Origin of the sequence: Acidianus manzaensis (genome assembly GCF_002116695.1) — an archaeon.
GTDB classification, from domain to species: Archaea; Thermoproteota; Thermoprotei_A; order Sulfolobales; family Sulfolobaceae; genus Acidianus; species Acidianus manzaensis.
In genome coordinates, this window is record NZ_CP020477.1 from 2,144,423 (window position 1) to 2,169,910 (window position 25,488).

Genomic DNA, 25,488 nt, shown 5'->3' on the forward strand with positions numbered 1-25,488 from the left:
TTACGAAAAAGATGGAAGAATGGCCAAAACATTACAACCCTGCAGAATTAGAACCTAAATGGGAAGAAAAATGGCTCTCTAAAGATTTTTGGGAAAAAATTTTCAAATTTGATGAAAAATCAAATAAACCCGTATTTTTCATTGATACGCCTCCTCCTTTTACTAGCGGAGAATTACACATGGGACATGCTTATTGGGTAACTATAGCAGATACTATAGCCAGAGCAAAAAGACTACAAGGATATAATGTACTATTACCGCAAGGATGGGATACACAAGGATTACCTACTGAACTAAAGGTTCAATATAGATTAAAAATACCTAAAGAAAATAGAGAATTGTTCCTCAAGAAATGCGTTGAATGGACAAACGATATGATAGGAAAAATGAAGACAGCAATGATCAGACTAGGTTATAGACCAGATTGGGAAGATTTTGAATATAAAACATATTCTTCCGAATATAGAAAAGTCATACAGAAAAGTTTACTTGATATGTATAAACAAGGTATAGTAAAAATTAGAGAAGGCCCAATATACTGGTGCCCAAAATGTGAAACAGCAGTAGCGCAAAGTGAAGTTGGATATCTAGAAAAAGAAGGAGTATTTGCTTACATTTCTTTTCCACTTAAAGATGGAGGACAAATCATAATAGCGACTACAAGACCAGAGCTTTTAGGAGCTACACAAGCAATAGCGGTAAATCCTGAAGACGAAAGATACAAGAACTTAATAGGTAAAATTGTAATAATACCTATTTTTAATAAAGAAGTAAAAATAATAGCTGATGAAGCCGTAGAAAAGGACTTTGGAACTGGAGCCGTAATGATAAGTACTTATGGAGATCCTCAAGATATCAAATGGAAATTAAAATACAATCTACCATATACAGAACTAATAGATGATAAAGGTAGAATGAAGAATACTGGTGGACTATTGGACGGACTAACAATAAGTCAAGCAAAACAAAAAATGATAGAACTGCTAAAAGAAAAGGGATATCTAATAAAAGTAGAAAAGATAAAGCACAATGTTTTATCTCATACTGAAAGAAGTGATTGCTTATCACCCATAGAATTTCTAACTAAAAAACAGATATATATAGATTTAATCAAATTTAAGGAAAAATTACTTGAGGAATACAAAAAAATGAATTTTAGACCAGAGAGAATGTCGTACTATTTAGAAGAATGGATCAAGAACTTAGAATGGGATTGGAACATAAGTAGACAAAGAGTTTATGGAACCCCATTACCTTTCTGGTATTGTGATAATAATCACTTAATTCCAGCAAAAGAAGAAGACTTACCAGTAGACCCAAGTAAATCATCTCCACCTTATGAGAAATGTCCATACTGTGGATTACCTTTAAAACCAGTTACCGATGTAGCAGACGTATGGATAGACTCTAGTGTTACAGTATTGTATTTGTCAGGATTTTATACAGATAAAGAAAGATTTAATAAAACTTTTCCAGCATCATTAAGATTACAAGGTACTGACATAATAAGAACATGGCTCTTCTACACTTTCTTTAGAACACTAATGCTAACAGGAAGCGTACCTTTTAAAGAAGTCCTAGTTAATGGCCAAGTATTAGGTCCAGATGGAAGTAGAATGAGTAAAAGTAAAGGAAATGTAGTTTCACCATTAGACAGAGTAAATGAATTCGGAGCTGATTCTATAAGAATGACATTATTAGACGCATCAATAGGAGAAGACTTTCCATTTAAATGGGAAACTGTTAGAGGTAAGAAATTACTATTACAAAAATTATGGAATGCCAGCAGATTAGCTTATCCTTTCATATCAGGAAAACATTTAGATAAACCAAAAGACCTCAATATTATAGATAAATGGGTTTTAATTGAACATAAAAAATTCGTTCAAAAATCTATAGATGCTTATAATAATTACAATTTCTATATAATTCTACAACAAATATATAGTTATTTCTGGGAAATAGTAGCAGACGAATACTTAGAAATGATAAAACATAGATTATTCGAAGAAGACCAGTCAGCATTATACACTTTACAGAGAATATTAAAAGATATAATTATATTATTACATCCAATAGCTCCGCATATAACTGAAGAGATATACAGTAGATTATTTGGAGATAAAATAAGCGTTTTATTAGAAAACATGCCAGATGTAAGCGATATTCAAGAAGATAAAACCACAGAAGAACTAGGAAACAATATTAAAAAATTCAATTCTATGGTAAGATCTGCTAAAATAAGCAATAAATTATCAATAGTTACACCAGTTAATGTAACCGTATATGGGCCAGAGAATTTTCTAAACTCCATAAAGGCTGTAGAAAAAGATATAAAGACTACTTTAAAAATAAACGAAATAAAATATATAAATGATAGCAACGAAAAAATAGAAATTCAGACCATGGGAGTTTAGCTCATCACTCGCTTATCCTTTTTTCATCAACTTAACTTTTCTATAACTTCTTTCATTCTATTAACTCCTTCTATTATTTTATCTTCATTTATAGCAAAACTGAGCCTTATGAAATTCTTCCCTACTTCTAACGGGAAAACTTCTCCTGGCACTGTAATAACTCCAGCTTCTTCTATAATTTTAACTGATAAATTCTTTACTCCGCCAACCTTATTCGAAATTTCAGAAACTTCAGGAAACATGTAAAAAGTACCAGGAGATTTAAACACTTTAATGCCTTTAATCTTGCTTAGTTGCTCATACATCACATCTCTTCTGTGCTTAAACATTGAAATCATTTCTTTAACATCGTCAAAAGAATCAAAAGCTGCTACTGCACCTTTTTGTGCAAAACTTGTAGCACAAGTATAAATATTAGAAGCTAAAATTCCCATTTTGTCAATTATTTCCTTTTTAGCTACAACATATCCTAACCTCCATCCTGTCATTGTAAAAGTCTTACTAAATCCATTTATATATAAAACATAATCTCTCCAGCTACTATCTTGAAGAACACTTCTCATTTCTCCTTCATAAATAAAGTAGTCATAAATCTCGTCTGAAACTAGAATTATATTCTTTTCTTTTGCTATTTCTTGAATCTGAATAATCTCTTTAGGTGTAAAGACCATGCCAGTAGGATTATGAGGATTATTTAATACTATCATTTTAGTTTTATTGGAAATTTTGCTAGATAAATCTTCTAAATTAATGTAAAATCCTTTATTTTTATCAAAATTGATATTTACATATACTGGAATTCCTCCCAATAATTTAACAACTTCTGCGTATGAATAAAATGCAGGATCGAATAAAATAACTTCATCTCCAGGATTTATATATAGTAGAAAAGATAGGAAAAGTGCAGTTTTAGCCCCTGGAGTTACAATAACTTCTTCCTTTTGTATTCTGTCTCCATATTTCTCACTTAAAAAATCGGCAATTCTTTGCCTTAACTCATCAGTTCCTTTAGCTGGAGTATAAGCTGTATATCCTTGATCTAAGGCTTTTTTTGCTTCATTTCTTATCTTAGAAAAAGTCACAACGTCTGGCTGACCTATTCCAAAATTTATCGTTTTTATTCCTTTTTTCTTTTCTACTTGTCTAGCAATTTCTTGATATAATAATGTACTTTCACCAGTTAACTTACCTACAGATGAAGCAAAATTCTCCATATTGCACGCACTATTTTATATCAAGTCTTTTAATATAAAAGGTTCCTTCATTATGGCTGAACCAATTAGAAATCCATTGGCTCCAGCTTTACGTAATTCTTCCAACTGCTCTCTAGTAGTTATTCCACTTTCAGCTACTTTCACAACATTATTAGGAATTAGTTGAAGTAATTCCTTTGTTTTCTCCAAATCTATCTTTAAAGTAGCTAAATCTCTAGAATTCACGCCTATTAACTTAGCTCCAACATTAAGAGCTATTTCTAGATCATTCTTATCGTGAACTTCAACTAATGGTTCAATTTTATAAGATCTAGCGTATAAAAGAAGACTCTCTAGTTCTCTTTCAGTTAAAATTCTAACTATTAATAGTACAGAATCTGCACCTAGGTTAAATCCAGTATCTATTTGCTGTTCTGTAACTATAAAATCTTTCATAAGAACTGGTATATTTACAGTTTTAGAGATTTTTAGTAAAAAATCATATGATCCTTTAAAATATTTTTCCTCAGTAAGCACACTTATACCCGAGGCACCAAGAGATTCAACTATTTTAGCATATTCTACTGGATCTCTATCCATTAAAAATCCAGATGGAGAAGCTCTCTTGTATTCAGCTATGATAGCATTTCTATTTGAATTATTTACCTGAATTATTCTATCTATTAAAGATAATACTGGTTTATCTCGTGAATATTGAATATAAGGCCTCTTATAAGAATTTTCTACTATCTCCTTTAGCCAACCAGAAAGAAATCTTGTCATCATTATACCCTATTTAGGAAATTATAAAATATTCTTTGCCCTACATTAGTACCTATACTTTCCGGATGAAATTGAACTCCAAATATGTTATAATCTTGGTGATGAATGCCCATTATCTCATGATCTTCTTCTGAATACGCATCGATTACAAGGGGAGAATTTATATTATCTATTACTAAGCTATGATATCTAGTAGCTTTAAATTCTTTAGGCAAACCAGAATATATTACTGCTGAAGAATCTTGAATTATTGTACTTATTTTTCCATGAAAAACCTTTTTAGCTCTCCTTATATTTCCACCAAAAGCGTATCCAATGGCTTGATGACCTAAACAAATTCCAAGTATTGGAATCCTTTTCCCAAGCGTTTTAATAACATCAATAACTATTCCTATATCTTCCTTTTTACTAGGCGATCCAGGACCTGGAGAAATTATTATCCTATCTGGATTAATTCTTTCCACACCTTTAAGCGTAATCTCGTCATTCCTAATTACTATAGGGTAACTACCTTGTTCTCCTACTGCTTGAGCTATATTATAAACAAAACTATCATAATTATCAATTATTAATGTTATGTCTGCCATTAGCTCACACCCATTGATACTTTTAATCCTCTCAATTTATGTTCAGTCTCATAAAATTCCATTTCTGGAATTGAATCATATACTATACCAGCTCCAGCTTGTATCCTAATTAAATCTCTATTTACAAAAGCAGATCTTAAACTTATTGCAAATTCTGCAGAATTACTAGATATAAATCCAACTACTCCAGCATAAGGCCCTCTCTTATATGGCTCTAGATTTTCTATAATATTCATAGCCATAGGTTTCGGAGCACCACTAACAGTACCTGCAGGAAAAGTAGCTTTAATTGCATCTGTTACATCATAACCTTTCCTTAGTGTACCTATAACCCTACTAACTATATGTTGTACATAAGTATACTTTTCTACATACATAAAATCCGGAACTTTTACTGTACCAGGTTGACTTACCTTACCTATATCATTTCTCGCTAAATCTACTAGCATTAGATGTTCTGCTCTTTCTTTTTCTGAATTAATTAATTCCTGTTCTAATTCAAAATCTTCTTCAGGCGATTCACCTCTAGGTCTAGTTCCGGCTATAGGAAAAGACTCTATTATACCATTCTGAAGCGAAAATAACAGTTCTGGACTGGAACCTATAAGTTCTCTGTTGTCAAACTTAAGATAAAACATGTAAGGTGAAGGATTAATTTTCCTCAAGTTGTAATATACTCTCATTAAATCACCAGAATAAGAATACCTATAAAATCTTGATAATACTACTTGAAAAGCATACCCAGATTTTATCTGTTCTAAAATCTCTTTTACACCTTCTTCATATTCCTGCTTATTCATTGATTCATCATAAATACTAAATTTCACATCATTTATTTCACCACAGCCTGATGAATTAGGCAAATCTCCCCTAACGTATACTTTACCACCATTATGATCGTAAACTATTACATTCTCAGGAAGGAAAAATTCTCCATTCGGCCAGTCTTCTATACGCTTTTTAATATCCCTAATATTTTCCCAATTTCTTACTGCGTCGTATGATATATAACCTATATACGCATTAAAATTGGAAATATCTCCATTATAAATGTTTTTAATTGGATAGTACAGTTTTTCCGCTATATCTTCAGAAACAGATGCTGAAATATAATCTTTTTTACCCCATGCTATTATACTATATTTAGCTTTATTTTGAGGCCCAGTAACACTTTCCAATAATGCTGCGTGTTTTTCATAGGTTTTTATACATGCAAAAACCTCATATGGCTGTGCAAATGAAGTAATAGGAAAAACTTTAATCAATTCTTTTTCACCTTTTCAACAATTTTATTTACTAAAACTAAATCTTTTTTACCTGGAAAAATCTCAATTCCACTTGATATATCTATCCATTTAGGATTTAAACTAATAAATTTATCAATATTAAATAAGTTTATTCCACCAGCTATTCCAACTTCATATTCAGGAACAACAGACTTAAGAAATTCTAGGTTTACTTGAATTCCTTTTTCAGGAGAATCAAGCAAAACCATATCAGTTACATCTAACGCTTTTTTAAGATATGATAAATATGAAAAACTTGCCGGTACATATAATATAATTTTATTATTAGATAAACTTCTTAATCTGTCTAACTCTTCATCTGTTAACACTCTATGAATTTGCAAATAATCTGCACTTTTAGACTCTCGTAATAAATCTAAAATGTCTCCTTTAACCTTGACATAGGCTAAAGGCTTAGTTGTATATTTCTTAGCAATTCTCAAAAATTCTTCTGAAGCATATCTTTTACTTATGCTATCTCCGACTATTCCCAATATGTCCACATCTAATTTAGAAATAGATTCAATATCACTTAAAGTAGCAATACCACAAATCTTTAGCTTAATTGACATTTGCCTTCGCCATTAACTGATTAAATTTATTTAAATCTCCATTATTAGATATTATTTCTCTTAACTTATCCAAACTAGAAGAAATTAACTGAGAAGAATATTCGTACCCATCTTTATAGTCTTTAACTAAACCAGCCGCGTACAACGCTACGGCAGAATTAACTTTTATAAATTCACTTATAGCTTTGTCTTTTCCTTTTATTCCTCTCAATATTTTTATTGCAGACTCTTCGCTATTTTTTACCAATAGGTCATCTATTTTAACCTCATTTTTTATAATTTCAGTAAAATCTTCGGTATATTTTTCCACTTTATCGTGAGAAATTTCATAAATAGTAGTTTTACCTAAAGGACTCACTTCGTCTATTCCAGGATAACCATTTACCATCACTAATTTTTCATAATCTAATTTTACTGCAGCTTCGGCTACTTTAAGCATATAATCCTCCGAAAATATTCCCATGACTTGTCTTTTTACTAATGCAGGATTGGTTAAAGGCCCCAAAAGATTAAAGATGGTTCTAATTCCTAATGTTTTTCTTACATTAGCAACATTTTTCATAGCTGGATGATATAATTGAGCAAATAAGAAGACAAAATTAGTCTTTGAGAAAAGCTCTACGGCTTTTTCTGGAGGAACAGAAATATTATAGCCTAACGTCTCTAAAAAATCTGCACTACCACTCTTACTGCTTGCAGCTCTATTTCCATGCTTAGCAACAGGATATTTTTGACTAACTAAAATAGCAGATATAGTACTTACATTAATTGTACCTAATCCGTCTCCTCCAGTTCCTGCAGTATCTAATGCGCTACCTAATGAAATTCTAATAGCATTATTTCTCATAGATTTAGCAAATCCTGCAATTTCCTCAGAAGATTCACCTTTAGTTCTCAGAGAAACTAAGATAGCTGTAGTTAAAATTTCATTTAGACTACCCTTCATTATATTATTAGATACTTCTTCAGCTTCCTCTTCTGTCAAATCTTTTCTTTCTACTATTTTATTTAATATATCTCTAAAATTCATTTAAAACACCTCTAAAATATTTTACTAATTCAATAGAATTATCCACGCCACCTTTTTCTACAGCTTCTATATACGCAGTACCAATTGCAATACCATCAGCTCCTGCTCTTAATGCTTTCCTCATATCTTCTACATCCGATAAACCGAATCCAACAACTAACTTGTTCTCTACGAGAATCCTTATCCTTGTTATTAAAGAATCTACACTTACTGGTATTGGAACACCAGTAGTAGGCCTTACTCCATAATAAAGGAAAATATCAGAGTTCTTAGAAACTTGATGTATCATTGTATCAGGAACTGAAGGTGCAGTAAATATAACTGCCTTTAATCCCTTCTCTCTAATCTTATTTACATATTTTTCATATTCATCGACATAATCAATAAGTAAGTCAGGAAACAGCACCCCATCTATACCTATACTCTTTAGTTTACCTAGAAAATCATCAAGTACTGGTAGCCAGTCTTCTAGATAAGTTAATATAACTATAGGAACATTAATTCTATCCCTTGACTCCTTTAATAAAGGCCATATATCTTTAAGCCAAGTAGAAACTTGTTTATAGCTACGTCTTATTACTGGCCCATCATATTTAGCATATTTTGGCGGAACCCCAATCTCTATAATATCAGAACCATATTTAACCATACCATCAATTATCTTCAGATATTCATCTTCTTTAGGATACCCTAATGTCATATAAGATACAAGCCATTTATTCATTTTGACGACCTTTTCATCATTAGTTCATAATTAGGAAGATCAAGTAGACCATGACCACTTAAGTTGAATACTATAACTTTCTTTTCATTATTCTTTTTAGCTAATAGTGCCTCGTCTATTACTGCTTTTATTGCATGTGCTGACTCAGGAGCTGGAACTATACCTTGTGATTCAGCGAAGATTTTAGCTGCTTCAAAAATCTCTGGTTCAGAATATTCTCTCCATTCTATTATACCCTCTTTCATAAGTAAACTCAATGAAGGTGCAGCTCCATGGTATCTTAACCCACCTGCATATATTGGAGGAGGTACGTAATCTTTTCCTAATGTTATCATTTTAACTAATGGTAAAAGTCCTGCACTGTCTGGAAAGTCATAGATATAGTCTCCTTTGCTAAACTTAGGAATCTCGTAAGATCCTACTGCTATGTATTTCTCACCTTTCTTAGCTCCAAGGAATGGGAATGCAAAACCACCAAAATTACTACCACCACCAACACATCCTATTAATATATCAGGCTCTTCTCCTAATTCATCCATTTGTTTCATTGCTTCTTGTCCTATTACACTTTGATGCAAAATAGCTACATCAAGTACACTGCCTACTAAATATCTATAATCATTACTTAATGCATATTCTATAGCTTCGCTCATTGATATTCCTAGAGAACCGGGATGATTAGGATTCTCTGCTAGGACTTTTCTTCCAAATTCAGTTAAATTTGTAGGACTAGCATAAACTTCCCCACCATATAGTTGCATTACAGTCTTTCTTTGCGGTTTTTGTTCATAACTAATCTTTACCATAAAGATAGTAGATTTCATATCAAACATCCTTGCAGCTAATGCTACTGCTGTACCCCATTGTCCTGCTCCAGTTTCAGTAACTACGTGTTCTACTCCTTCTGACTTTGCAAAATAAGCTTGTGGCAATGCTGTATTTATCTTGTGTGACCCAGTAGGAGTTGCTCCTTCATATTTAAAGTATATCTTAGCTGGAGTTCCTAATTTTTCTTCTAATCTTTTTGCCCTTAATAAGGGAGTTGGTCTACCTATATTTAAATATCCATTTCTTACATCATCTGGTATTTTTATAAATCTCTCTACGGTGAATTGTTGTCTTAAAACTTCTTTAGGCATTATTTTTCTTAAGAGATCTATCCTGGAGAATTCTGCATCAGGTGGATCTCTTGGTGGTGGTAATGGCTTTGGTAAATCTGGAATAATATTGTACCAATATTTGGGTAAGATTTCTTCTCTTTCTACCATTGGCTCAACAACAACACCAGCATAAAATAAAATGTTTTTGGCTATAAAAGTTAATATGTCTCAAAAGAATTAAACTCCCCTTTATATTCCTTAAACTCATAGTCTACTTTTTCAACAGAAGATAATGGAGGGCCATTTCTTAAAAATCCCAAAAGTTTATTTAATGACTCTTCATATCCTTCTGCTATTACTTCCACACTTCCATCTGGTAAGTTTTTAGCATAACCAGTTATACCTAATCTAACTGCATGAATTTGTACAAATCTCCTAAATCCTACACCTTGGACTCTACCATAAATTCTTGCTTCTAATCTTTTTAACATATTTTCACCTCAGTGTCGCTCCACTTCGTCACTACTCGGTATAGTCTTTTTCATCAACAATATATTTAATCTTCACTTCTGCTTTAAAAACATATGATTAGAATAGCAATAGCAGGATTAGGAAATTGTGCATCAATGTTAATCCAAGGTATAGAATATTATAAGACTAGAGGAGAAAATTATTATGAAGGACTTATAACTCCAGTAATAGGAAATTACAAAGTCACAGATATAGAATTAGTAGCAGCGTTTGATATATCTAAAAATAAAATTGGAAAAGATGTTTCAGAGGCAATATTTCAACCACCTAATATAACGCCTAAGATCACAGAAATGAAAAAATTAGGAGTAAAAGTATCCCCTGGACCAGTGCTAGATGGAGTAGCCCCTCATATGAAAGATGTATTTAATCCTATAGAAGAGCAAGTAAATATTGAAAACGTAGTAGAAATATTAAAAGATAGCAAAGCAGACATATTAATTAATTTATTACCAGTAGGTAGTGAACAAGCATCAAGACTATATGCTGATGCTGCACTTAACGCTGGAACTGCTTTCATAAATGCAATTCCAGTATTTATTGCGAGTGATCCTACAAGGAAATATCCAGAACTCTTTGCAAAGAAAAATTTACCTATAGCTGGAGATGATATTAAAGGACAAGTCGGAGCTACAATATTTCATAGGGCAATAACATCACTTTTTAGATTAAGAGGAGTAAAAGTGGAGGAAACTTACCAATTAAATGTGGGAGGAAATACTGATTTTCTTAACATGAAAACAGAAGAAAGATTGCATTCCAAGAGAATAAGTAAAACTAAAGCAGTAACAAGTACTCTAGACAATGAAGACGAAATAGAAAAAGAAGGAAAAATAAGAATAGGGCCAAGTGATTTTATTCCATTCCTTGGAAATACCAAAGTAGCTTACGTTTATGTTAAAGGTTCTGGATTCGCGGGAATGCCAATAAAAGTTGAAGCTAGCCTAGAAGTAGACGATAAATCTAATTGCTCTGCAGTACTAGTAGATGTAATAAGAGCAGTAAAAATTGCACTAGATAGAAAAATTGGAGGTCCATTAATCAAAGTATCAGCATTTTACTTTAAACATCCGCCAATACAAGCAAAAGATGATGAAGAGGCGTATAAATGGTTTGAAGAATTTATGCGAAATATGTGAAAGTAAAGAAGCTAAGTTCACATGCAAAATATGTAAGAGGCATGTTTGTGAAGGCGACTATAATAAAGAAAAGCAAATATGCAAAGTATGTGAAATGACATTATGCCAAATATGTAAAAAAAATCTTTCTTTAGGATATTGCGAAAAATGTGGAAGATTAATATGTGATGAATGTACAGGATATTTTGATGGGGCAAAAAGGATATGTAAAGAGTGCCTTAGAATTATTTCCTCAACTTCTGAAGCATAATTTTCTGCTCTATGCTTGCTACTGATCTTCTTGTAGATATTACAACGTCTGGATTAACACTCATACTATCAATTCCTTCTCTCACTAGAAATTCTGCTACTTCTGGGTATACGCTAGGAGCCTGTCCACATATTGATACTGTCGCACCATACTTATGGGCTGTTCTTATTAGTTTCTTCATTGAACGAAGAACTGCAGGATCTCTTTCATCATAGTATCCCATTCTGCCTAATAGCTCTGAATCACGATCAACACCTAAAGTTAACTGAGCCAGATCGTTACTGCCTATGCTAAATCCATCGATCAATTTTGCAAACCTATCAGCTAATGTTATTACGGAAGGTACTTCAGCCATTATCCATACTTTGAAATCATGAACTCTTTCTAATCCTTCGTCTTCCATTATCTTTATTGCTTTCTTTAACTCCCATTCTGTTCTCACAAATGGGAACATAACCCATACATTCTTTAAGCCCATTTCTTCCCTTACTTTCATTATAGCCTTTACCTCTAGTCTGAAAGCTGGCTCATATTGAGAGCTAATATATCTTGATACTCCTCTCCATCCAATCATTGGATTTCTTTCTTCTGGCTCAAATTCTTCTCCTCCGATCAGTCTTTTGTATTCATTAGTCTTAAAATCTGAGAATCTAACTACTACTGGTCTAGGATATATTGCAGTAGCAACTTTAGATATACCTTCTGCTAGTTTATTTACAAATTCTTCTGGTTTACCTATTTTAATTAAATATAGAGGATGATATTTTATCCATTCACTAACTATAAATTCTATTCTCATTAAACCTATACCATCAAAGGGTAAATCAAGGTATTTATCAATAATGTCTGGCTGTCCTAAATTCATGTAAATTTTAGTAGCAGTGACTGGGTATAGACTTAATAATACGTCTCTCGATAATCCTTGAACTTGACCTCCAACTGCTTGTTTTGGCTGTTCTACAGCCTCTTCTACAATTTTCCCCTCATATACTATTCCCCTAGTTGCGTCTACGGTTATTTCTTCGCCATCCTTAATTACTTTAGTACCTTCTTTAGTTCCTACAATAGCTGGAATTCCTAATTCCCTAGATACTATAGCTGCATGACTAGTTATTCCTCCCTCATCAGTTACTATTGCAGACGCTATCTTCATTACTGGAACCCAATCCGGATCAGTCATTCTAGTTATAAGTATGTCTCCTTTCTTGAAATTATTAGAATCTTTAACATCTAAAATAACTCTAGCTACGCCGCTTGCTATACCTGGACTAGCACTTAATCCTCTAACTAAAACTTTTCTTTCTTCTGATATTCCTTTTTTCTCAGTTTTTACTTCTTTATTCTTGAAGCTCCAATAAGTTTCTGGTCTAGCTTGAACTATAAATACATTATCTGGGAATTTTAAATCAGCATCAATAGCCCATTCTATGTCCATAGGCCTTTTATAATGTTCTTCAATTTTTAATGCTAATTTAGCCAATTCTATAGCTTCTTCGTCACTAATGCTAATCTGTTCTGCTTCCTGAGAGTTAGTAAGATCTATCTCTTCATTCTCTTTTTTACTTTGATTATACACAATTTTGAGTACTTTATGAGATACTCTTTTTTCTGTAATTTTTAAGCTAGATTTTTCTATTACAATTTCATCTGGAGTAACTCTTCCTCCTACTACTGTTTCTCCTAATCCCCAAGATGCTTCTATTACTATGTAGTTTCTATCTCCAGTAGCGGGATGCAAAGTAAACATAACACCAGCAGAGCGTGAATTAACCATTTTTTGAACAACTACAGCCATTTCCACAGTAGCTGAATCTATTCCTTTAGATTTCCTATATTCAATTGCTCTATCATTAAATAGGCTGGCCCATACTTCTTTTACTTTAGAGATAAGCTCGCTTTTGCTTACGTTAAGATAAGTATCCTGCTGTCCAGCAAAGCTTGCATTTTCTATATCTTCAGCTGTAGCTGATGATCTAACTGCAACTAAAACCTCTTTACCAATTTTCTTTGTTAAATTATCATAAGATGATAAAATTGAGTCTTCTAAATCTTTAGGAAGAGGATGAGATAAAATTAATTCCTTTATTTTATTACTTATCTGAAGAGAATCCTCATTTGAATTTAAAAGAGATCTAATTTTATCATCTAATCCATTATATTTAATAAAATATGAATAAGCTTTAGAAGTAATAACAAATCCTGGTGGTACTCTTATATCAAAACTTACTAGTTCACCTAAATTAGCTCCCTTACCACCTGCTAACTCTATCATATCTTTCCTAAGTTGAGAGATGTCGAGAATATACTCACCTTTAAGTTCCTCGACAATAATTTATCACCAAATAGTATTATACTTTTCAAACCTTAAAAAGTTACTTTGACAATATAAAACGATTAAAAAATACTCATACATTAAAAATTATTTCTGGTTTTCGTTAACTTTTTGTGCAGATGTAAGCATAGATGGTAATTCTGGGAAGTTCTCTTTCATTCTTTGTTCAGCTATAACAGATGCTTCTTGTAATATTTTCTTAGCATCAGGACTTGATGCTGCAAATTCTGTGCTTCCTCCAGTGAAGTCTCCTGCTTCTGTTACTACTTCTTGTAGGCCTTCTTCTACTTCGGATAATTCTAAGCTTAACTCTGGCATCATTCCTTTCATTGACTCTCTAAGTTCTTTTATAACTCCTACTACTGGGATAAGGTTACCAAATACGTCACCTAATTCCGTAACAGTTTCTAATCTTAATTCCACTTGTTCTAAGGCAATTTGAGTAGTTATTAATTGCTTACTAACTTTCCTTATTTCAGCTATTTCATTAGCGTACATAGTAGCTCTTTCTTTATCTTTATTCATCTGTGCTTCTACTACTCTTTCGAATAGCGTCCTATCTCTTTCTTGCATTCTGCTTATGTAAACATCTAGCCTGCTTAGAGTAGTTCTAAGCCTATATTGAGCCATAATGAGCTTATATCTTAATGGTTCTTTTGATTTGAAAGCTCCTTTTAATTTCTCACTTAAACTTGGCTCTTGTTTTCCATTCCAACCTTTAACAAATTCTTCTACTTTGGCCATTCTAAACTAGATATTTATATGTTATACTTAAATAAGAAAAATGCTTATAATACTGCTACTTAAGTATCTTTTAGATGCAAATTTTTACAGCAAAATTAAATGGAGAAAAGCTTATATTGGAAAATAAAAGCGGAAATCCAATTTTTATTAGGGAAGTACTAGTTAAATATAGAGTTACAGTTAATACAATAGAAGAAAAGATTGGCTTAAGGATAATAACTGATAGTATACCAGTCAATAAAGAAATAACAGATAAAATAGAGTTACCAATAAAAATAATGGATATTTCTGAAATCTCTGTAATTTACAAAAAAGATGAAATAACACTTAGGGAAGATATTGCTGTTTAATCTTTTCAATTATCGGATTAATTTTCTTAACAACTTCTTCATCACTCTTTACTTCTTCAGGCCATTCTCTTCCTAACTCTTCCTTAAATTTCCTTGTAGCATCTATTCCTATCTTACTTCCTAAAGGAGGATTAGCAGAAGTATGGTCTAAAGAATCATTTAAGATACCATTGATAATTAATACATCCCTAACAGGATCTACTGTAGTAGAAATAGCGTATAAAACTTGATTTATATCATGAACATTAACATCAGAATCCACTATTATTATAAATTTAAGAAAACTTAATTGTCCAGTTCCCCAAATCGACATCATCACTCTTCTCGCTTGACCAGGATAATTTTTCCTTATAGAAAATATTCCTATACTCGTAAATAACCCATATTCTGGTAAATTCATATCTATTAATTCTGGGATTATCATTTTAGCAAAAGGCAAAAATATTCTCTCTGACGCTTTGCCAATCCAGGCGTCTTCTAAAGGAGGCTTGCCCACTGCAGTAGCATGAAATATTGGAGAATCCCTTAAATACACTTTCTCTAATTTGAAAACCGGATAATAGTCTGGAGGGGTGTAATATCCTAAATGATCACCAAAAGGACCTTCAAGTCTCATATCGTTTAAATCTACATAGCCCTCAATAACAGATTCTGCAGTAGAAGGAACAAGAATTCCATTATCTAATTCTGTTAATTTTACTCCTTCTCCCCTTAATATTCCAGCAAAAAGATATTTATCTAAACCTGCAGGAACAGGAGACGCTGCAGTAAATGCTATAACAGGATCTACTCCATTAACTATAGCTACGGGTACCTTAGTTATTCCTTTCTCCTTATATTTCGATGCTGCCATTGAACCTCTCTTGAATGCTTGCCAATGCATTATAGCTTCTTTATCATTTATTATTTGAATTCTATATACGCTTACATTATTAACTTCTGTTTCTGGATCTTTTGTTATAGTTAATGAATATGTAAAAAATCTTCCTGCATCTTTAGGCCATGTCTTAAGCGCTGGAAAATCATTCAATCCCACATTAGTTTCCTTAAATTTAGGCTTATCTAATTTAGGAGTAATTTTCCCTAGTTTAAGCATAGAAGGAAGGGACTTTATCTTATCGATAGTTGAAAGGGGCATGTCTTTAAAATTATTCAACAAATTTTCTCCAATACTCTCTAGATTATTTGTTCCTAATATCTCATAAATAGAATTAATAGAATAGAAAATATTAGTTATTATTTTCCAATTTTCATATTTTTTTATTTTAGAAAATAATAGTGGTGGTAAGTGCATATATGTAGCACGTCTAGTTATTTCTGCTATCTCTAAATTTACATCTACCTCATCATCAATTTGTATAATCTTATTACGTTTAGACATAAAATCTATATAATCTCTTAGATCTTCGAAAGTCATACTGTACAAGAACATTTTGCACAAAGCTTATATTTCTATATTAAATGAGCTTAGTCTGTTGGTGACAAAAGGTTGGAAACAGCTTAGAGGGCTATATGAAATGCTTAGAATGTGGATATGAAACAGAATTAAATCAAAAAATAATTACATGCCCAAAATGTGGAGGAATAATGGAAATAAAAGTTAAATTGAAAGACTTCTCATTTAATAATCTAAAAGGAAGAGGAGTATGGAGATATAAAAATTCAATACCAGGCATATATAACAAATTAATAAGCCTAAATGAAGGAAATACTCCATTAATTCCCTCCAAAATATATAAACAAACTTATTATAAATTTGAAGGAGCAAATCCAACAGGAAGCTTTAAAGATAGAGGGATGACAGTAGCAATAAGCTCAGCAGTAAATAGCGGATACAAAGTAGTAACAGCAGCATCTACTGGAAATACTGCAGCATCTGCAGCAGCTTACGCATCTAGAGGTAACTTAAAAATCTACTTAGTCCTTCCAAAAGGAAAAGTAGCATTAGGAAAATTAGCTCAGTCCATATTATATGGTGCAACAATCTTAGAAGTTAACGGAAGCTTCGATATAGCAATGTCTGCAGTAATAAGACTATACAAAGAGCTAGGAATAGTTTATCCTTTAAACTCATTTAATCCTTGGAGGTTAGAAGGACAAAAAACAATAGCTTATGAGATAGCAGAAGAGATAGGAGCACCAGATAACGTAATAGTTCCAGTAGGAAATGCGGGAAATATTTATGCTATTTGGAAAGGATTCACAGAGTTATACGAAGTAGGTGCAATACAAAAAATTCCAAGAATGATAGGAGTTCAAGCAGAAGGAGCTTCGCCAATAGCTAAAGCTGTAGAAAAAGGACTAGATACACCAGAATTCTTTGAAAACCCAGAAACAATAGCCACAGCAATAAGAATAGGGAAACCAGTTAACTGGAGAAAAGCAATAAAAGCAATAAAAGAATCTAAAGGAACAGCATTATCAGTCTCAGATTCTGAAATAACAGAAGCACAAAAGAAATTAGCAAGAGAAGAAGGTATAGGTGCAGAACCAGCTTCATCTGCTGCATTAGCAGGATACGAAAAGGCAATAAAAGAACAAATAGTAGACAAGGACGAAAAGAATGTTCTAATACTCACTGGTCATGCTTTAAAAGATCCTGATGCAATGTTAAAAATGGATTCAAAAATAATTTTAATTAATCCAGATCATATAGAAAAAATTGTATTGGGTGACACAAATGCTAATAATTAAAATTGGAGGATCAATACAAAAAGATTCCAAAGACTATGAGTTAATTGCAGAAAAAATTGAAAAATATGCAGAAAAAGAAGATAAAGTGATAATAGTAACGTCAGCAATAAAAGGCATAACAAATGATTTAATTACTGCTACAGAAAATAGAGAATTAGCAACAGAAATTGTAACAAATATTTATGATAAGCATTTAAAAATTCTATCAAAATTAGCTGAAGGCCAAGAATTTGAAGACGGATTCAAACAACTCTCAAAACTTACTGACGAATTATTCAAAATAGCTTGGTCAATAAGAGTATTAGATGAAATAACTCCAAGAGTTAGAGATTATATTCTCTCTTTCGGAGAGAGAATGGCATCAATATTATTAGCTAAAATTTTACAATCAAGAAAACTAGATGCTATAGAATATCCAGATGCACTACTTATAACAGACGAAAACTTTGGAGAAGCTAACATAATAGAAGAAAAATCAAAGATAGAAGCTAAAAATCTATTAGACAAAAAACAGAAAATCATAGTAATACCTGGATTTATAGGCAAAAGCACTTCAGAAAAATACACAACACTAGGTAGGGGAGGGAGTGATTTTACTGCAACATTATTAGGAAAACTTCTTGGCATAAATGAAGTAAGACTAATAACAGAAGTTCCAGGAATAATGACTGCAGACCCTAGAAAATTTAGTAATGCAAAAACAATCAAAAGATTATCATTAGAAGAGGCAGTAGAACTATCTCAAATGGGAGCAAAAAGGCTACACCCCAGAACATTCGAACCTATGTTTAATAATAACATGACTGTAATCATTGAAGGATTATATGATGAAGGAGAAACAACAGTAAACGGGATATGCGAAAAAAATGATACATTAAAAGGAATAGCAACACTTGATAACGTAAAGATGATAACTGTAGAAAGCACAAACATAGTAGGTAAAATAGGATCAGCTGCAAGAGTAATGAGTGAAGCTAAAAACTTGAATACGAATATAATTTCTATATCACAGCCTGCATCAGAAACTACAATAAGTCTTGTAGTAAGTTCTAAAGAATCTGAAATATTAGCAAACAAATTAAAAGAAATTAAAGATATAGACAATGTAGAAACTCAAGACGTAACAGCAGTAAGCGTGGTAGGATGTGGACTAAGAAATAAAGAAATATTTAAAGAAATAGAAAACGTAGCAATGCAATACGAAATATTCTCTATTTCTAGAGGACTAAAAAATGTCAGTAGCACTTTTATAGTTAAAAAAGATGAAGGAGATAATCTAGCAAAAGATTTACATGAGGTTGTTTTGAAGTGGATAAGCTAAAAGTATCATTATTAGGCTCTACCGGAATGGTAGGGCAAAAAATGATAAAAACACTCGCAAATCATCCCTATTTTGAACTAGAAAAAGTAAGTGCTTCACCATCAAAAATTGGTAAAAAATACATAGAAGCAGTAAAATGGGTAGAAAGTGGAGATATACCCGAAAACGTAAAAGATCTTAAAATAGTTTCCACAGAACCAGATGATCATAAAGATGTAGACGTAGTTTTGTCAGCATTACCAAATGAACTGGCAGAAGATATAGAACTAAAACTAGTTAGAGCAGGAAAGACAGTAGTATCTAATGCAAGTCCATATAGAATGGATCCAGAAATTCCCCTCATAAACCCAGAAATAAATTGGGAGCACCTAGAATTATTAAAAACTCAACAATCAAAAAGGAACTGGAACGGATTACTAATAAAAAATCCAAACTGTACCGCATCAATAATATCTCTACCATTAAAACCCCTTTCTAATTTGCTTAATAAGAAAATGATAATAACAACATTGCAAGCAGTAAGTGGAGCAGGATATAATGGAATATCTTTCATGTCAGCGTATAATAATATTATACCATATATAAAGGGAGAAGAAGAAAAAATACCAAAAGAAATAGGTAAAATGCTAGGAGACTTAAACAATGGTAAAATAATAGATAAAAACCTTGACTCCAGAGTTACATCAATAAGAGTACCAATAAAAGTAGGACATATGGGAATCATAAACATCTTACTAGATAAAGAAGATAAAATAGATGTAGATGATATTAAAAAAGAACTAAAATCATTTAAATCGCTACCACAAGAGAAAAATCTTCCTACTGCGCCTAAAACACCAATTATAGTTAATGAAGATGAAACCAGACCACAACCAGAAATAGACCTAAAATTAGAGAATGGGATGGCAGTATCAGTCGGAAGGATAAGCTACGAAAACAACGTACTAAGGCTCGTAGTACTTGGAGACAATTTAATTAGAGGTGCAGCAGGAATAACAATTCTAACTCTCGAAGTCATGAAAGAGTTAGGATACGTATGAAAATAGACCTTCACGTTCACACTAAATATAGTGATGGAAAAGAAGAACCACAAACTATGATAAACTATGCAAAAAAGCAAGGCATAATAATAGCAATTACAGACCATGATACAAGTAAAGGAATCTCAAACGAAATAAAAAATCAAGTAATTCCAGGAGAAGAAGTAACTACACAATTTGGTCATGTTGTAATTTTATGTAATTTTCCTCCAAATCCTCCTAAAGAAATAAAATCATTAATAGATTATGCACATGAGAACTCTTGTCTAGTTTTCCCTTCTCATCCATTTGATATTTTTAGAAAAGGCATAGGAGAACATGTTTTTGAATATAAATTTGATGCTATAGAAATTTTTAATTCAAAAGCACCAAAAAACGCTAACGAGAAAGCATATCAGGCATCGAAAGATCTTAAACTCCCCGGTTTTGCTAATAGTGATTCACATGTGAAAGAAGCACTAGGTTCAGCTTATAATGAAATAGAATTAAACGAATTTGACATAGATGATATTCTAGAGATCTTGAGAAAAGGTGATGTAAATCCAGTAGGCAAAGGATTATCAATAATAGCTAAATTAAAGATTGCACAATGGTATATTGAGAGGAAAATTTGAGAAAAATACCTGCAGAATTATGCGTAAAGTGTAAGGGAAATAAACACTTATGTGGACTAACCACATGTCCAATTTTAGAGCGTTTTAGATCAACAATAGATGTAGTAAATAAAATATACAATAAAGATCTAATTCAAGGCTCAACTCCTCCAAGTATAGTTATAGGAGAAAAGAACTATCCAAACGTAAAATTACTTTTTAATATACCCCCAGAAATAAATGGGGAAGAAGCAAAAAAATTTGAAGATCCAAAAGGATGGTGGGGAAAAGCCTCAATCTATGAAATAATCAATTACCGTTCTGCTCTAATCTCTAATATTTTAGATGCAAAAATAAATGATCCGTGGAAATTATACGAAAAAGAAATATCTTTAAGTTCAGTATCTGAAAAACCAGTAGCATCAGAAGCTAAAATATCAGGATCTATCTTACCCAAGTTAAAATTCGATGGATACTTAGCTCCAAGAGGACCCACTGCACAAAGTGAAAAAATCCAAATTACTGAAAATCCTAAAATTACTGAAACATTAGATAAATTGATATTTGACGACATAAAAGCAGAAAAGGGGATAATAACTCTTTACGAAAATGGATATGACGTTTATAAAATAATAAATGCTATATCGCTTGGTCTATTAGGAATAAAAAAGGACAGAAAACTAGTTCCAACACGCTGGGCAATAACTGCAGTAGATTCTGCTATAGGTAAAAAGTTATTACAAAAAATAGCTACTTATAATGAAATAAATGATATTCTAGTTTTTTACCAGAAATATTTAGGTAACTATTTTCATGTAATTCTATATCCATCAAAATATAACGTAATCTGGATAGAAATATGGCATCCATTATCCTTATGGACCAATGAATTAGTTATTTCGGAATTGAAAGAAAATTTCTGGGGAGAATACAGTTTTATGGATGGAGGATATATGGCAGCTAGATTTTCTACATTAGAGTACTTAGATAAAATCAAAAGACAATCAGGAATAATCATTATAAGAGAAATAACAAGCGAATACTTTGCACCTTTAGGAAATTGGCACATAAGGGAGACTGTAAAGAATGCTATGGAAAATAAGATTGGAAAATTCGATAATCTGAAAGAAGCAATATCTTTTGTTAACTCCAGATTACAAGCAAAAATAAATTTAGCTGAATTAAAAAGTATAAAATTATTATTCACACAAAAAAATATAGAAGATTTCTTCTCAAATAATCAAGGACAAAACAGACATAGCAGTATATAGCCTATTTTCCGCTTGATCCCATACTGCGCTTTGTTTTCCATCAATTACATTAGCCTCAACTTCTTCTCCTCTTACAGCAGGAAGACAATGAAGGAAAATAGCATGTGAAGAAGCATACTTCATGAGATCTTCGGTGACTTTATAATTTTTCAATATTTCCTTCTTTTTCTCTGCAATACTCTCTTCTCCCATACTTACCCAAACGTCAGTATAAACTGCATAAGCTCCTCTAACAGCTTCATAAGGATCTTCATAAAAATCTATGATAGCTCCAGACTCCTCTGCTTCTTCTTCAATCCTCTTCCAAAAATCTTCGTTAGGTCTAAATTCTTTAGGAGAACCTACTCTTAGCTCTAAACCCATTTTAGCTACAAAAGCCATAAGACTAAGTAAAACATTATCTCTTCCATCTCCTATGAACGCTATAGGCTTGTCATATGTTCCGAGTTTCTCCTTTATAGTCATAAAATCAGCTAAAGTCTGAAGAGGATGAGATAAGTTACTAAGCAAATTAATTACAGGCAAACCAGAATAATCTCTTAATTTTATTAAACTATTATGATCCAGAACTCTCGCTCCTATTCCATGAACAAATCTACCTAAAACTCTGGCAGTATCCTCTATTGGTTCTCCTCTACTTAATTGAATATCGCCTTTATTCAGAACAATAGGAAAACCACCCAATAAGTTAATAGCAGACTCCATACTTACTCTAGTTCTAGTGCTAGTTTTTTCAAAAATCAGAGCTATTCTCTTATTTTGTAATGATTTCGGTATATTATTAGTTTTAACAAAATTTTTCATCATAAAAGACACATCTATAAAATTTTGTATCTCTTCTCTACTAAAATCTAGTAAACATATGAAACTTTTACCTCTTAGCATATTTTTAAAACAGAAAAACTAGATAATAAATATGGATATCCAATTGATAATTAATGACATCACAAAACCAAAACAAGGCAATAGACCCAACTTTGATGAAGCACATGTAATTTACGCAATGGACATTATCTACAAAGAACAACCAATAGGAAGACCAACACTAATAAGAAAATTAGGATTAGGTGAAGCTACAGTAAAAACTCTCTTAAAAAGATTAAAGGAATCTAATATTATAAAAGTAGATAAAGTAGGAGGAGCAGAACTTACAGAACTTGGAAAAGAGCTTTTATCAGAATGGAATTCTAAGATTTCGATAGAAAAAACAGAATTAAAATCAATTTCTTGGAATTCAATGATGATTATAGCTAAAAACGAAGCAGATTTACTGAACAAAATTAAAGTTACACAACTAAGAGATATGATAATAAAAGCAGGAGCAAATGCAGCATTAATAGCAATAATAAAATCCAATGAAATAGAACTGCCACCAAAAACAAGCGAATTCTCGATTCCAGGATTAATAGAAGAAATTAAAAAACACTGTGAAAAATGTGAGAATAATGATCTAATAGTATTCATAACACCTGACGATATTCATCTAGCATACAAGGTGGGGCTGATACTTTTTGAAAATAGGGTTAATAGTTAATCCGTATGCAGGCTCTGGAGGAAAATTAGGAAAAAAAGGAAGTGATAATTTATATATAGAAAATCCAGATACTAAAGATAAAATATCAAGATTTTTAAAAAATGCGCCTAATAACATAGAATATTTTACTCCAAAAATGAAAATGGGAGAATATTTTCTAATTTCTTTTAATTTAAATTATCATACAATAGATGTAGGAGAAAAGGAAAGAACTACAAGAGAAGATACAATATTAGCATCAAAAATACTATCTCAATTCACTGATCTGATAATATTTGCAGGAGGAGACGGAACAGCTAGAGATGTAGCAGAAGGAATAAAGCTAGGAAATAAAAAAACACCAATACTTGGAATTCCCACTGGAGTGAAAATGCACAGTGGAGTATTTGCGTCAACTCCAGAAAATGCTGGAAAACTACTTAAAGCGTTTATTGAAGGCTTAGCTAAAATAAAAACTGCAGAAATTCTAGATATAGATGAAGACAAATACAGAAAAGGAATATATGATGTAAAAGTTTACGATATCGCGTATACAGTAGATTATGAGAATATACTAGTTGAAAGTAAAGAAGAAGTGCACTCCGAAAGTTCAGAGTTAGACGAAATAGCAGATTATGTGATAGAAAATATAATGGTTAACGATAGCATTTATTATATATTAGGCCCAGGCAGCACAGTAAAAAGAATTGAAGAAAAATTAGGGTATAAACCAAATTTCTTATCTACTGACATATTTTTAGGTAAGAAATTATTTCTTCAAAATGTAAATTATATGGATCTACTTCAATTAACTGGGGAGTTAAAATTAATTCTTACGCCAATAGGCAGACAAGGCTTTATCTTAGGTAGAGGTAATCAAGAAATAGGACCTGAAGTATTAAAGAGAATAGATAAAAATAATATTTATATTCTCTCTACGAAAAATAAATTAAATACAATAAAATGCTTAAGAATAGATTCAGGTGATCCAATAATAGATAAAAAATTAGAAGGAATATATACAATAATAGTTGGATATAATGAATTTTATGCAATGAAAACATGTAAGTATGACTCTATCTAAAATCTTATGATATTACTGTTTTAGCAATCTTTCCTATACATTATATTTTCAAATCATAAAATATATGCGTGGACGATTCTGAAGTAGAGCGACTCTCTAATGAAATAGCAAATCAATTGAATGCGTCTCCAAGATCAAAACTAATGGAGGCTATAATAGTTTTACTTAACGCAAGACCATTAAGAACATCAGAAATTGCATCTAATTTAGGTTATCAAACTAAATACATTAGTAGTTATCTTAGTTATTGGAAAAAGAAAAACTTAGTTTATCAAGATGGTGGTAGATGGTATTTAACACCTGAAGGAGAAAATTTGGCAAAAGCTATCATAGATTCATATTCTAATTCTAGGTTTAAAGAAATGCTTGTTATTGCTAAACAAATGGTAGAACAAGTTAAAGACTCAAAAAACAACAAAACACAACAAAACAAAAAAGAAGCAGAGAAGGAAGTTTTGTCGTTTATTGACTCAAAAACCAATTCTAAAGCCAAAAAACAACAAAACATGAATCCAGAGGAATGTGTGAAAGAAATTTTAGAAAAATTAGACAATGACGAAAAAGATATACTGTTATTCATTATAGACAAATATAAACAATGGGGTTCGACATACATATATATTGATCAATTACAAGAAGAATACAAAGCTGATATGGGTTGGTTATTCAAAATTCTTAGGCAATTACAAACAAAAAGAATTCTTTATTTATATCAAGATCCAAAATTAGGTCTCAGAATCGGTTTTTCTAAAACATTCAAAGAGAAACTTAACTGTTAATATATACTTCTTATAGTTTTGATTTCTTGTCTAGCTGGTCCTATTTACGTTAAACTTTATACAAACTTATATGAATATTCTTTGACAAAAAACTTGATATAGTAGTAGTAATCTATTTAACCAAAAAGTCTTAAGGTTAAGTTATGAGGTGGAAT

At 31.7% G+C, this 25,488-nt stretch carries 24 protein-coding genes; 11 read left to right on the plus strand and 13 right to left on the minus strand.

Translation table 11 applies throughout. The features are described from left to right. Positions 1–11 precede the first annotated feature (11 nt). Positions 12–2,417 carry a valine--tRNA ligase gene (locus tag B6F84_RS11205; protein ID WP_148692911.1) on the plus strand — a complete coding sequence of 802 codons (2,406 nt, stop codon included), beginning with the start codon at positions 12–14 and terminating at the stop codon, positions 2,415–2,417. A 26-nt stretch (positions 2,418–2,443) separates the two neighbouring features. On the opposite strand, the gene B6F84_RS11210 is transcribed toward B6F84_RS11205, so the two are convergent. The 9 genes from B6F84_RS11210 to B6F84_RS11250 are packed head-to-tail and all read right to left on the minus strand — an operon-like array spanning position 2,444 to position 10,183. Then, entirely contained in the window at positions 2,444–3,631 is a 1,188-nt protein-coding gene (locus B6F84_RS11210; RefSeq protein ID WP_148692316.1) for a pyridoxal phosphate-dependent aminotransferase, read from the minus strand. A gap of 15 nt (positions 3,632–3,646) precedes the next feature. Beyond that, positions 3,647–4,393 (minus strand): indole-3-glycerol phosphate synthase TrpC, encoded by a 747-nt coding sequence (trpC, locus tag B6F84_RS11215; protein WP_148692912.1) that lies wholly within the window; start codon positions 4,391–4,393, stop codon positions 3,647–3,649. A gap of 2 nt (positions 4,394–4,395) precedes the next feature. Continuing rightward, entirely contained in the window at positions 4,396–4,980 is a 585-nt protein-coding gene (locus B6F84_RS11220; RefSeq protein WP_148692317.1) for an anthranilate synthase component II, read from the minus strand. Further along, on the minus strand, positions 4,980–6,242 hold the full coding sequence (locus B6F84_RS11225; RefSeq protein ID WP_148692913.1) for an anthranilate synthase component I: 1,263 nt from the start codon (positions 6,240–6,242) through the stop codon (positions 4,980–4,982). The genes B6F84_RS11220 and B6F84_RS11225 overlap by 1 nt, the downstream gene beginning before the upstream one ends. After that, the gene (locus B6F84_RS11230) at positions 6,242–6,838 is read right to left on the minus strand and encodes a phosphoribosylanthranilate isomerase (protein ID WP_148692318.1); all 597 of its coding nucleotides are present in this window, start codon (positions 6,836–6,838) and stop codon (positions 6,242–6,244) included. The genes B6F84_RS11225 and B6F84_RS11230 overlap by 1 nt, the downstream gene beginning before the upstream one ends. Then, the gene (trpD, locus tag B6F84_RS11235) at positions 6,828–7,868 is read right to left on the minus strand and encodes an anthranilate phosphoribosyltransferase (protein WP_148692319.1); all 1,041 of its coding nucleotides are present in this window, start codon (positions 7,866–7,868) and stop codon (positions 6,828–6,830) included. Before trpD ends, B6F84_RS11230 begins: the two co-directional genes overlap by 11 nt. Next, positions 7,858–8,592, minus strand: a complete 735-nt coding sequence (gene trpA / locus B6F84_RS11240) for a tryptophan synthase subunit alpha (protein WP_148692320.1) — start codon at positions 8,590–8,592, stop codon at positions 7,858–7,860. The genes trpD and trpA overlap by 11 nt, the downstream gene beginning before the upstream one ends. Beyond that, positions 8,589–9,860 carry a TrpB-like pyridoxal phosphate-dependent enzyme gene (locus tag B6F84_RS11245; RefSeq protein ID WP_148692321.1) on the minus strand — a complete coding sequence of 424 codons (1,272 nt, stop codon included), beginning with the start codon at positions 9,858–9,860 and terminating at the stop codon, positions 8,589–8,591. Before B6F84_RS11245 ends, trpA begins: the two co-directional genes overlap by 4 nt. Before the next feature lie 50 nt (positions 9,861–9,910). After that, positions 9,911–10,183 (minus strand): acylphosphatase, encoded by a 273-nt coding sequence (locus tag B6F84_RS11250; RefSeq protein WP_148692322.1) that lies wholly within the window; start codon positions 10,181–10,183, stop codon positions 9,911–9,913. 93 nt (positions 10,184–10,276) lie between these two features. Here B6F84_RS11250 and B6F84_RS11255 point away from each other — a divergent pair, with 93 nt between their 5' ends. Further along, entirely contained in the window at positions 10,277–11,362 is a 1,086-nt protein-coding gene (locus tag B6F84_RS11255; RefSeq protein WP_148692323.1) for an inositol-3-phosphate synthase, read from the plus strand. A 224-nt stretch (positions 11,363–11,586) separates the two neighbouring features. On the opposite strand, the gene ppsA is transcribed toward B6F84_RS11255, so the two are convergent. Both ppsA and cdvB1/B2 read right to left on the minus strand, forming a co-directional pair. Next, positions 11,587–13,941 carry a pyruvate, water dikinase gene (ppsA, locus tag B6F84_RS11265; RefSeq protein ID WP_420807177.1) on the minus strand — a complete coding sequence of 785 codons (2,355 nt, stop codon included), beginning with the start codon at positions 13,939–13,941 and terminating at the stop codon, positions 11,587–11,589. 90 nt (positions 13,942–14,031) lie between these two features. Continuing rightward, the gene (gene cdvB1/B2, locus B6F84_RS11270; RefSeq protein ID WP_148692325.1) at positions 14,032–14,688 is read right to left on the minus strand and encodes a cell division protein CdvB1/B2; all 657 of its coding nucleotides are present in this window, start codon (positions 14,686–14,688) and stop codon (positions 14,032–14,034) included. A gap of 74 nt (positions 14,689–14,762) precedes the next feature. Between cdvB1/B2 and B6F84_RS11275 the strand changes: the two genes are divergently transcribed. Continuing rightward, positions 14,763–15,038 (plus strand): hypothetical protein, encoded by a 276-nt coding sequence (locus B6F84_RS11275; RefSeq protein WP_148692326.1) that lies wholly within the window; start codon positions 14,763–14,765, stop codon positions 15,036–15,038. On the opposite strand, the gene B6F84_RS11280 is transcribed toward B6F84_RS11275, so the two are convergent. After that, positions 15,016–16,455: a UbiD family decarboxylase gene (locus B6F84_RS11280; RefSeq protein ID WP_148692327.1), complete on the minus strand. Its 1,440-nt coding sequence runs from the start codon at positions 16,453–16,455 to the stop codon at positions 15,016–15,018. The two genes, B6F84_RS11275 and B6F84_RS11280, sit on opposite strands and share 23 nt — an antisense overlap. A 95-nt stretch (positions 16,456–16,550) precedes the next feature. Between B6F84_RS11280 and thrC the strand changes: the two genes are divergently transcribed. From thrC to B6F84_RS11305, 5 genes are read left to right on the plus strand one after another with little or no spacing between them, the layout of a single operon-like run. Beyond that, positions 16,551–17,732 (plus strand): threonine synthase, encoded by a 1,182-nt coding sequence (gene thrC, locus B6F84_RS11285; protein WP_148692328.1) that lies wholly within the window; start codon positions 16,551–16,553, stop codon positions 17,730–17,732. After that, positions 17,719–19,053, plus strand: a complete 1,335-nt coding sequence (locus B6F84_RS11290; protein ID WP_148692329.1) for an aspartate kinase — start codon at positions 17,719–17,721, stop codon at positions 19,051–19,053. The genes thrC and B6F84_RS11290 overlap by 14 nt, the downstream gene beginning before the upstream one ends. Beyond that, positions 19,041–20,093 carry an aspartate-semialdehyde dehydrogenase gene (gene asd, locus B6F84_RS11295; RefSeq protein WP_148692330.1) on the plus strand — a complete coding sequence of 351 codons (1,053 nt, stop codon included), beginning with the start codon at positions 19,041–19,043 and terminating at the stop codon, positions 20,091–20,093. The genes B6F84_RS11290 and asd overlap by 13 nt, the downstream gene beginning before the upstream one ends. After that, entirely contained in the window at positions 20,090–20,707 is a 618-nt protein-coding gene (locus tag B6F84_RS11300) for a PHP-associated domain-containing protein (protein WP_148692331.1), read from the plus strand. The genes asd and B6F84_RS11300 overlap by 4 nt, the downstream gene beginning before the upstream one ends. Next, positions 20,704–21,957, plus strand: coding sequence for an Nre family DNA repair protein (locus B6F84_RS11305; protein ID WP_148692332.1), 1,254 nt, complete (start codon positions 20,704–20,706; stop codon positions 21,955–21,957). The genes B6F84_RS11300 and B6F84_RS11305 overlap by 4 nt, the downstream gene beginning before the upstream one ends. Here B6F84_RS11305 and argF read toward each other — a convergent pair. Continuing rightward, positions 21,919–22,842 carry an ornithine carbamoyltransferase gene (argF, locus tag B6F84_RS11310; protein WP_148692333.1) on the minus strand — a complete coding sequence of 308 codons (924 nt, stop codon included), beginning with the start codon at positions 22,840–22,842 and terminating at the stop codon, positions 21,919–21,921. The genes B6F84_RS11305 and argF overlap by 39 nt on opposite strands. A 31-nt stretch (positions 22,843–22,873) precedes the next feature. Between argF and B6F84_RS11315 the strand changes: the two genes are divergently transcribed. The 3 genes from B6F84_RS11315 (at position 22,874) to B6F84_RS11325 (ending at position 25,333) form a co-directional block, all read left to right on the plus strand. Then, positions 22,874–23,491, plus strand: a complete 618-nt coding sequence (locus B6F84_RS11315; protein WP_148692334.1) for a DUF4443 domain-containing protein — start codon at positions 22,874–22,876, stop codon at positions 23,489–23,491. Beyond that, a complete protein-coding gene (locus B6F84_RS11320; RefSeq protein ID WP_148692335.1) occupies positions 23,469–24,554 on the plus strand; it encodes an ATP-NAD kinase family protein in 1,086 nt (361 codons plus the stop codon). Before B6F84_RS11315 ends, B6F84_RS11320 begins: the two co-directional genes overlap by 23 nt. 143 nt (positions 24,555–24,697) lie before the next feature. Beyond that, complete coding sequence (locus B6F84_RS11325) at positions 24,698–25,333, plus strand: helix-turn-helix domain-containing protein (protein WP_420807178.1); 636 nt, start codon at positions 24,698–24,700, stop codon at positions 25,331–25,333. The last annotated feature ends 155 nt before the right edge of the window (positions 25,334–25,488 follow it).

Bases quoted from the DNA above. Each gene is read 5' to 3' on its own strand.
- B6F84_RS11205 (WP_148692911.1), top strand. From the start codon at position 12: ATGGAAGAATGGCCAAAACATTACAACCCTGCAGAATTAGAACCTAAA.
- B6F84_RS11210 (WP_148692316.1), bottom strand. From the start codon at position 3,631: ATGGAGAATTTTGCTTCATCTGTAGGTAAGTTAACTGGTGAAAGTACA.
- trpC (WP_148692912.1), bottom strand. From the start codon at position 4,393: ATGACAAGATTTCTTTCTGGTTGGCTAAAGGAGATAGTAGAAAATTCT.
- B6F84_RS11220 (WP_148692317.1), bottom strand. From the start codon at position 4,980: ATGGCAGACATAACATTAATAATTGATAATTATGATAGTTTTGTTTAT.
- B6F84_RS11230 (WP_148692318.1), bottom strand. From the start codon at position 6,838: ATGTCAATTAAGCTAAAGATTTGTGGTATTGCTACTTTAAGTGATATT.
- trpD (WP_148692319.1), bottom strand. From the start codon at position 7,868: ATGAATTTTAGAGATATATTAAATAAAATAGTAGAAAGAAAAGATTTG.
- trpA (WP_148692320.1), bottom strand. From the start codon at position 8,592: ATGAATAAATGGCTTGTATCTTATATGACATTAGGGTATCCTAAAGAA.
- B6F84_RS11245 (WP_148692321.1), bottom strand. From the start codon at position 9,860: ATGGTAGAAAGAGAAGAAATCTTACCCAAATATTGGTACAATATTATT.
- B6F84_RS11250 (WP_148692322.1), bottom strand. From the start codon at position 10,183: ATGTTAAAAAGATTAGAAGCAAGAATTTATGGTAGAGTCCAAGGTGTA.
- B6F84_RS11255 (WP_148692323.1), top strand. From the start codon at position 10,277: ATGATTAGAATAGCAATAGCAGGATTAGGAAATTGTGCATCAATGTTA.
- cdvB1/B2 (WP_148692325.1), bottom strand. From the start codon at position 14,688: ATGGCCAAAGTAGAAGAATTTGTTAAAGGTTGGAATGGAAAACAAGAG.
- B6F84_RS11275 (WP_148692326.1), top strand. From the start codon at position 14,763: ATGCAAATTTTTACAGCAAAATTAAATGGAGAAAAGCTTATATTGGAA.
- B6F84_RS11280 (WP_148692327.1), bottom strand. From the start codon at position 16,455: ATGACTTTCGAAGATCTAAGAGATTATATAGATTTTATGTCTAAACGT.
- thrC (WP_148692328.1), top strand. From the start codon at position 16,551: ATGAAATGCTTAGAATGTGGATATGAAACAGAATTAAATCAAAAAATA.
- B6F84_RS11290 (WP_148692329.1), top strand. From the start codon at position 17,719: ATGCTAATAATTAAAATTGGAGGATCAATACAAAAAGATTCCAAAGAC.
- B6F84_RS11300 (WP_148692331.1), top strand. From the start codon at position 20,090: ATGAAAATAGACCTTCACGTTCACACTAAATATAGTGATGGAAAAGAA.
- argF (WP_148692333.1), bottom strand. From the start codon at position 22,842: ATGCTAAGAGGTAAAAGTTTCATATGTTTACTAGATTTTAGTAGAGAA.
- B6F84_RS11315 (WP_148692334.1), top strand. From the start codon at position 22,874: ATGGATATCCAATTGATAATTAATGACATCACAAAACCAAAACAAGGC.
- B6F84_RS11325 (WP_420807178.1), top strand. From the start codon at position 24,698: ATGGAGGCTATAATAGTTTTACTTAACGCAAGACCATTAAGAACATCA.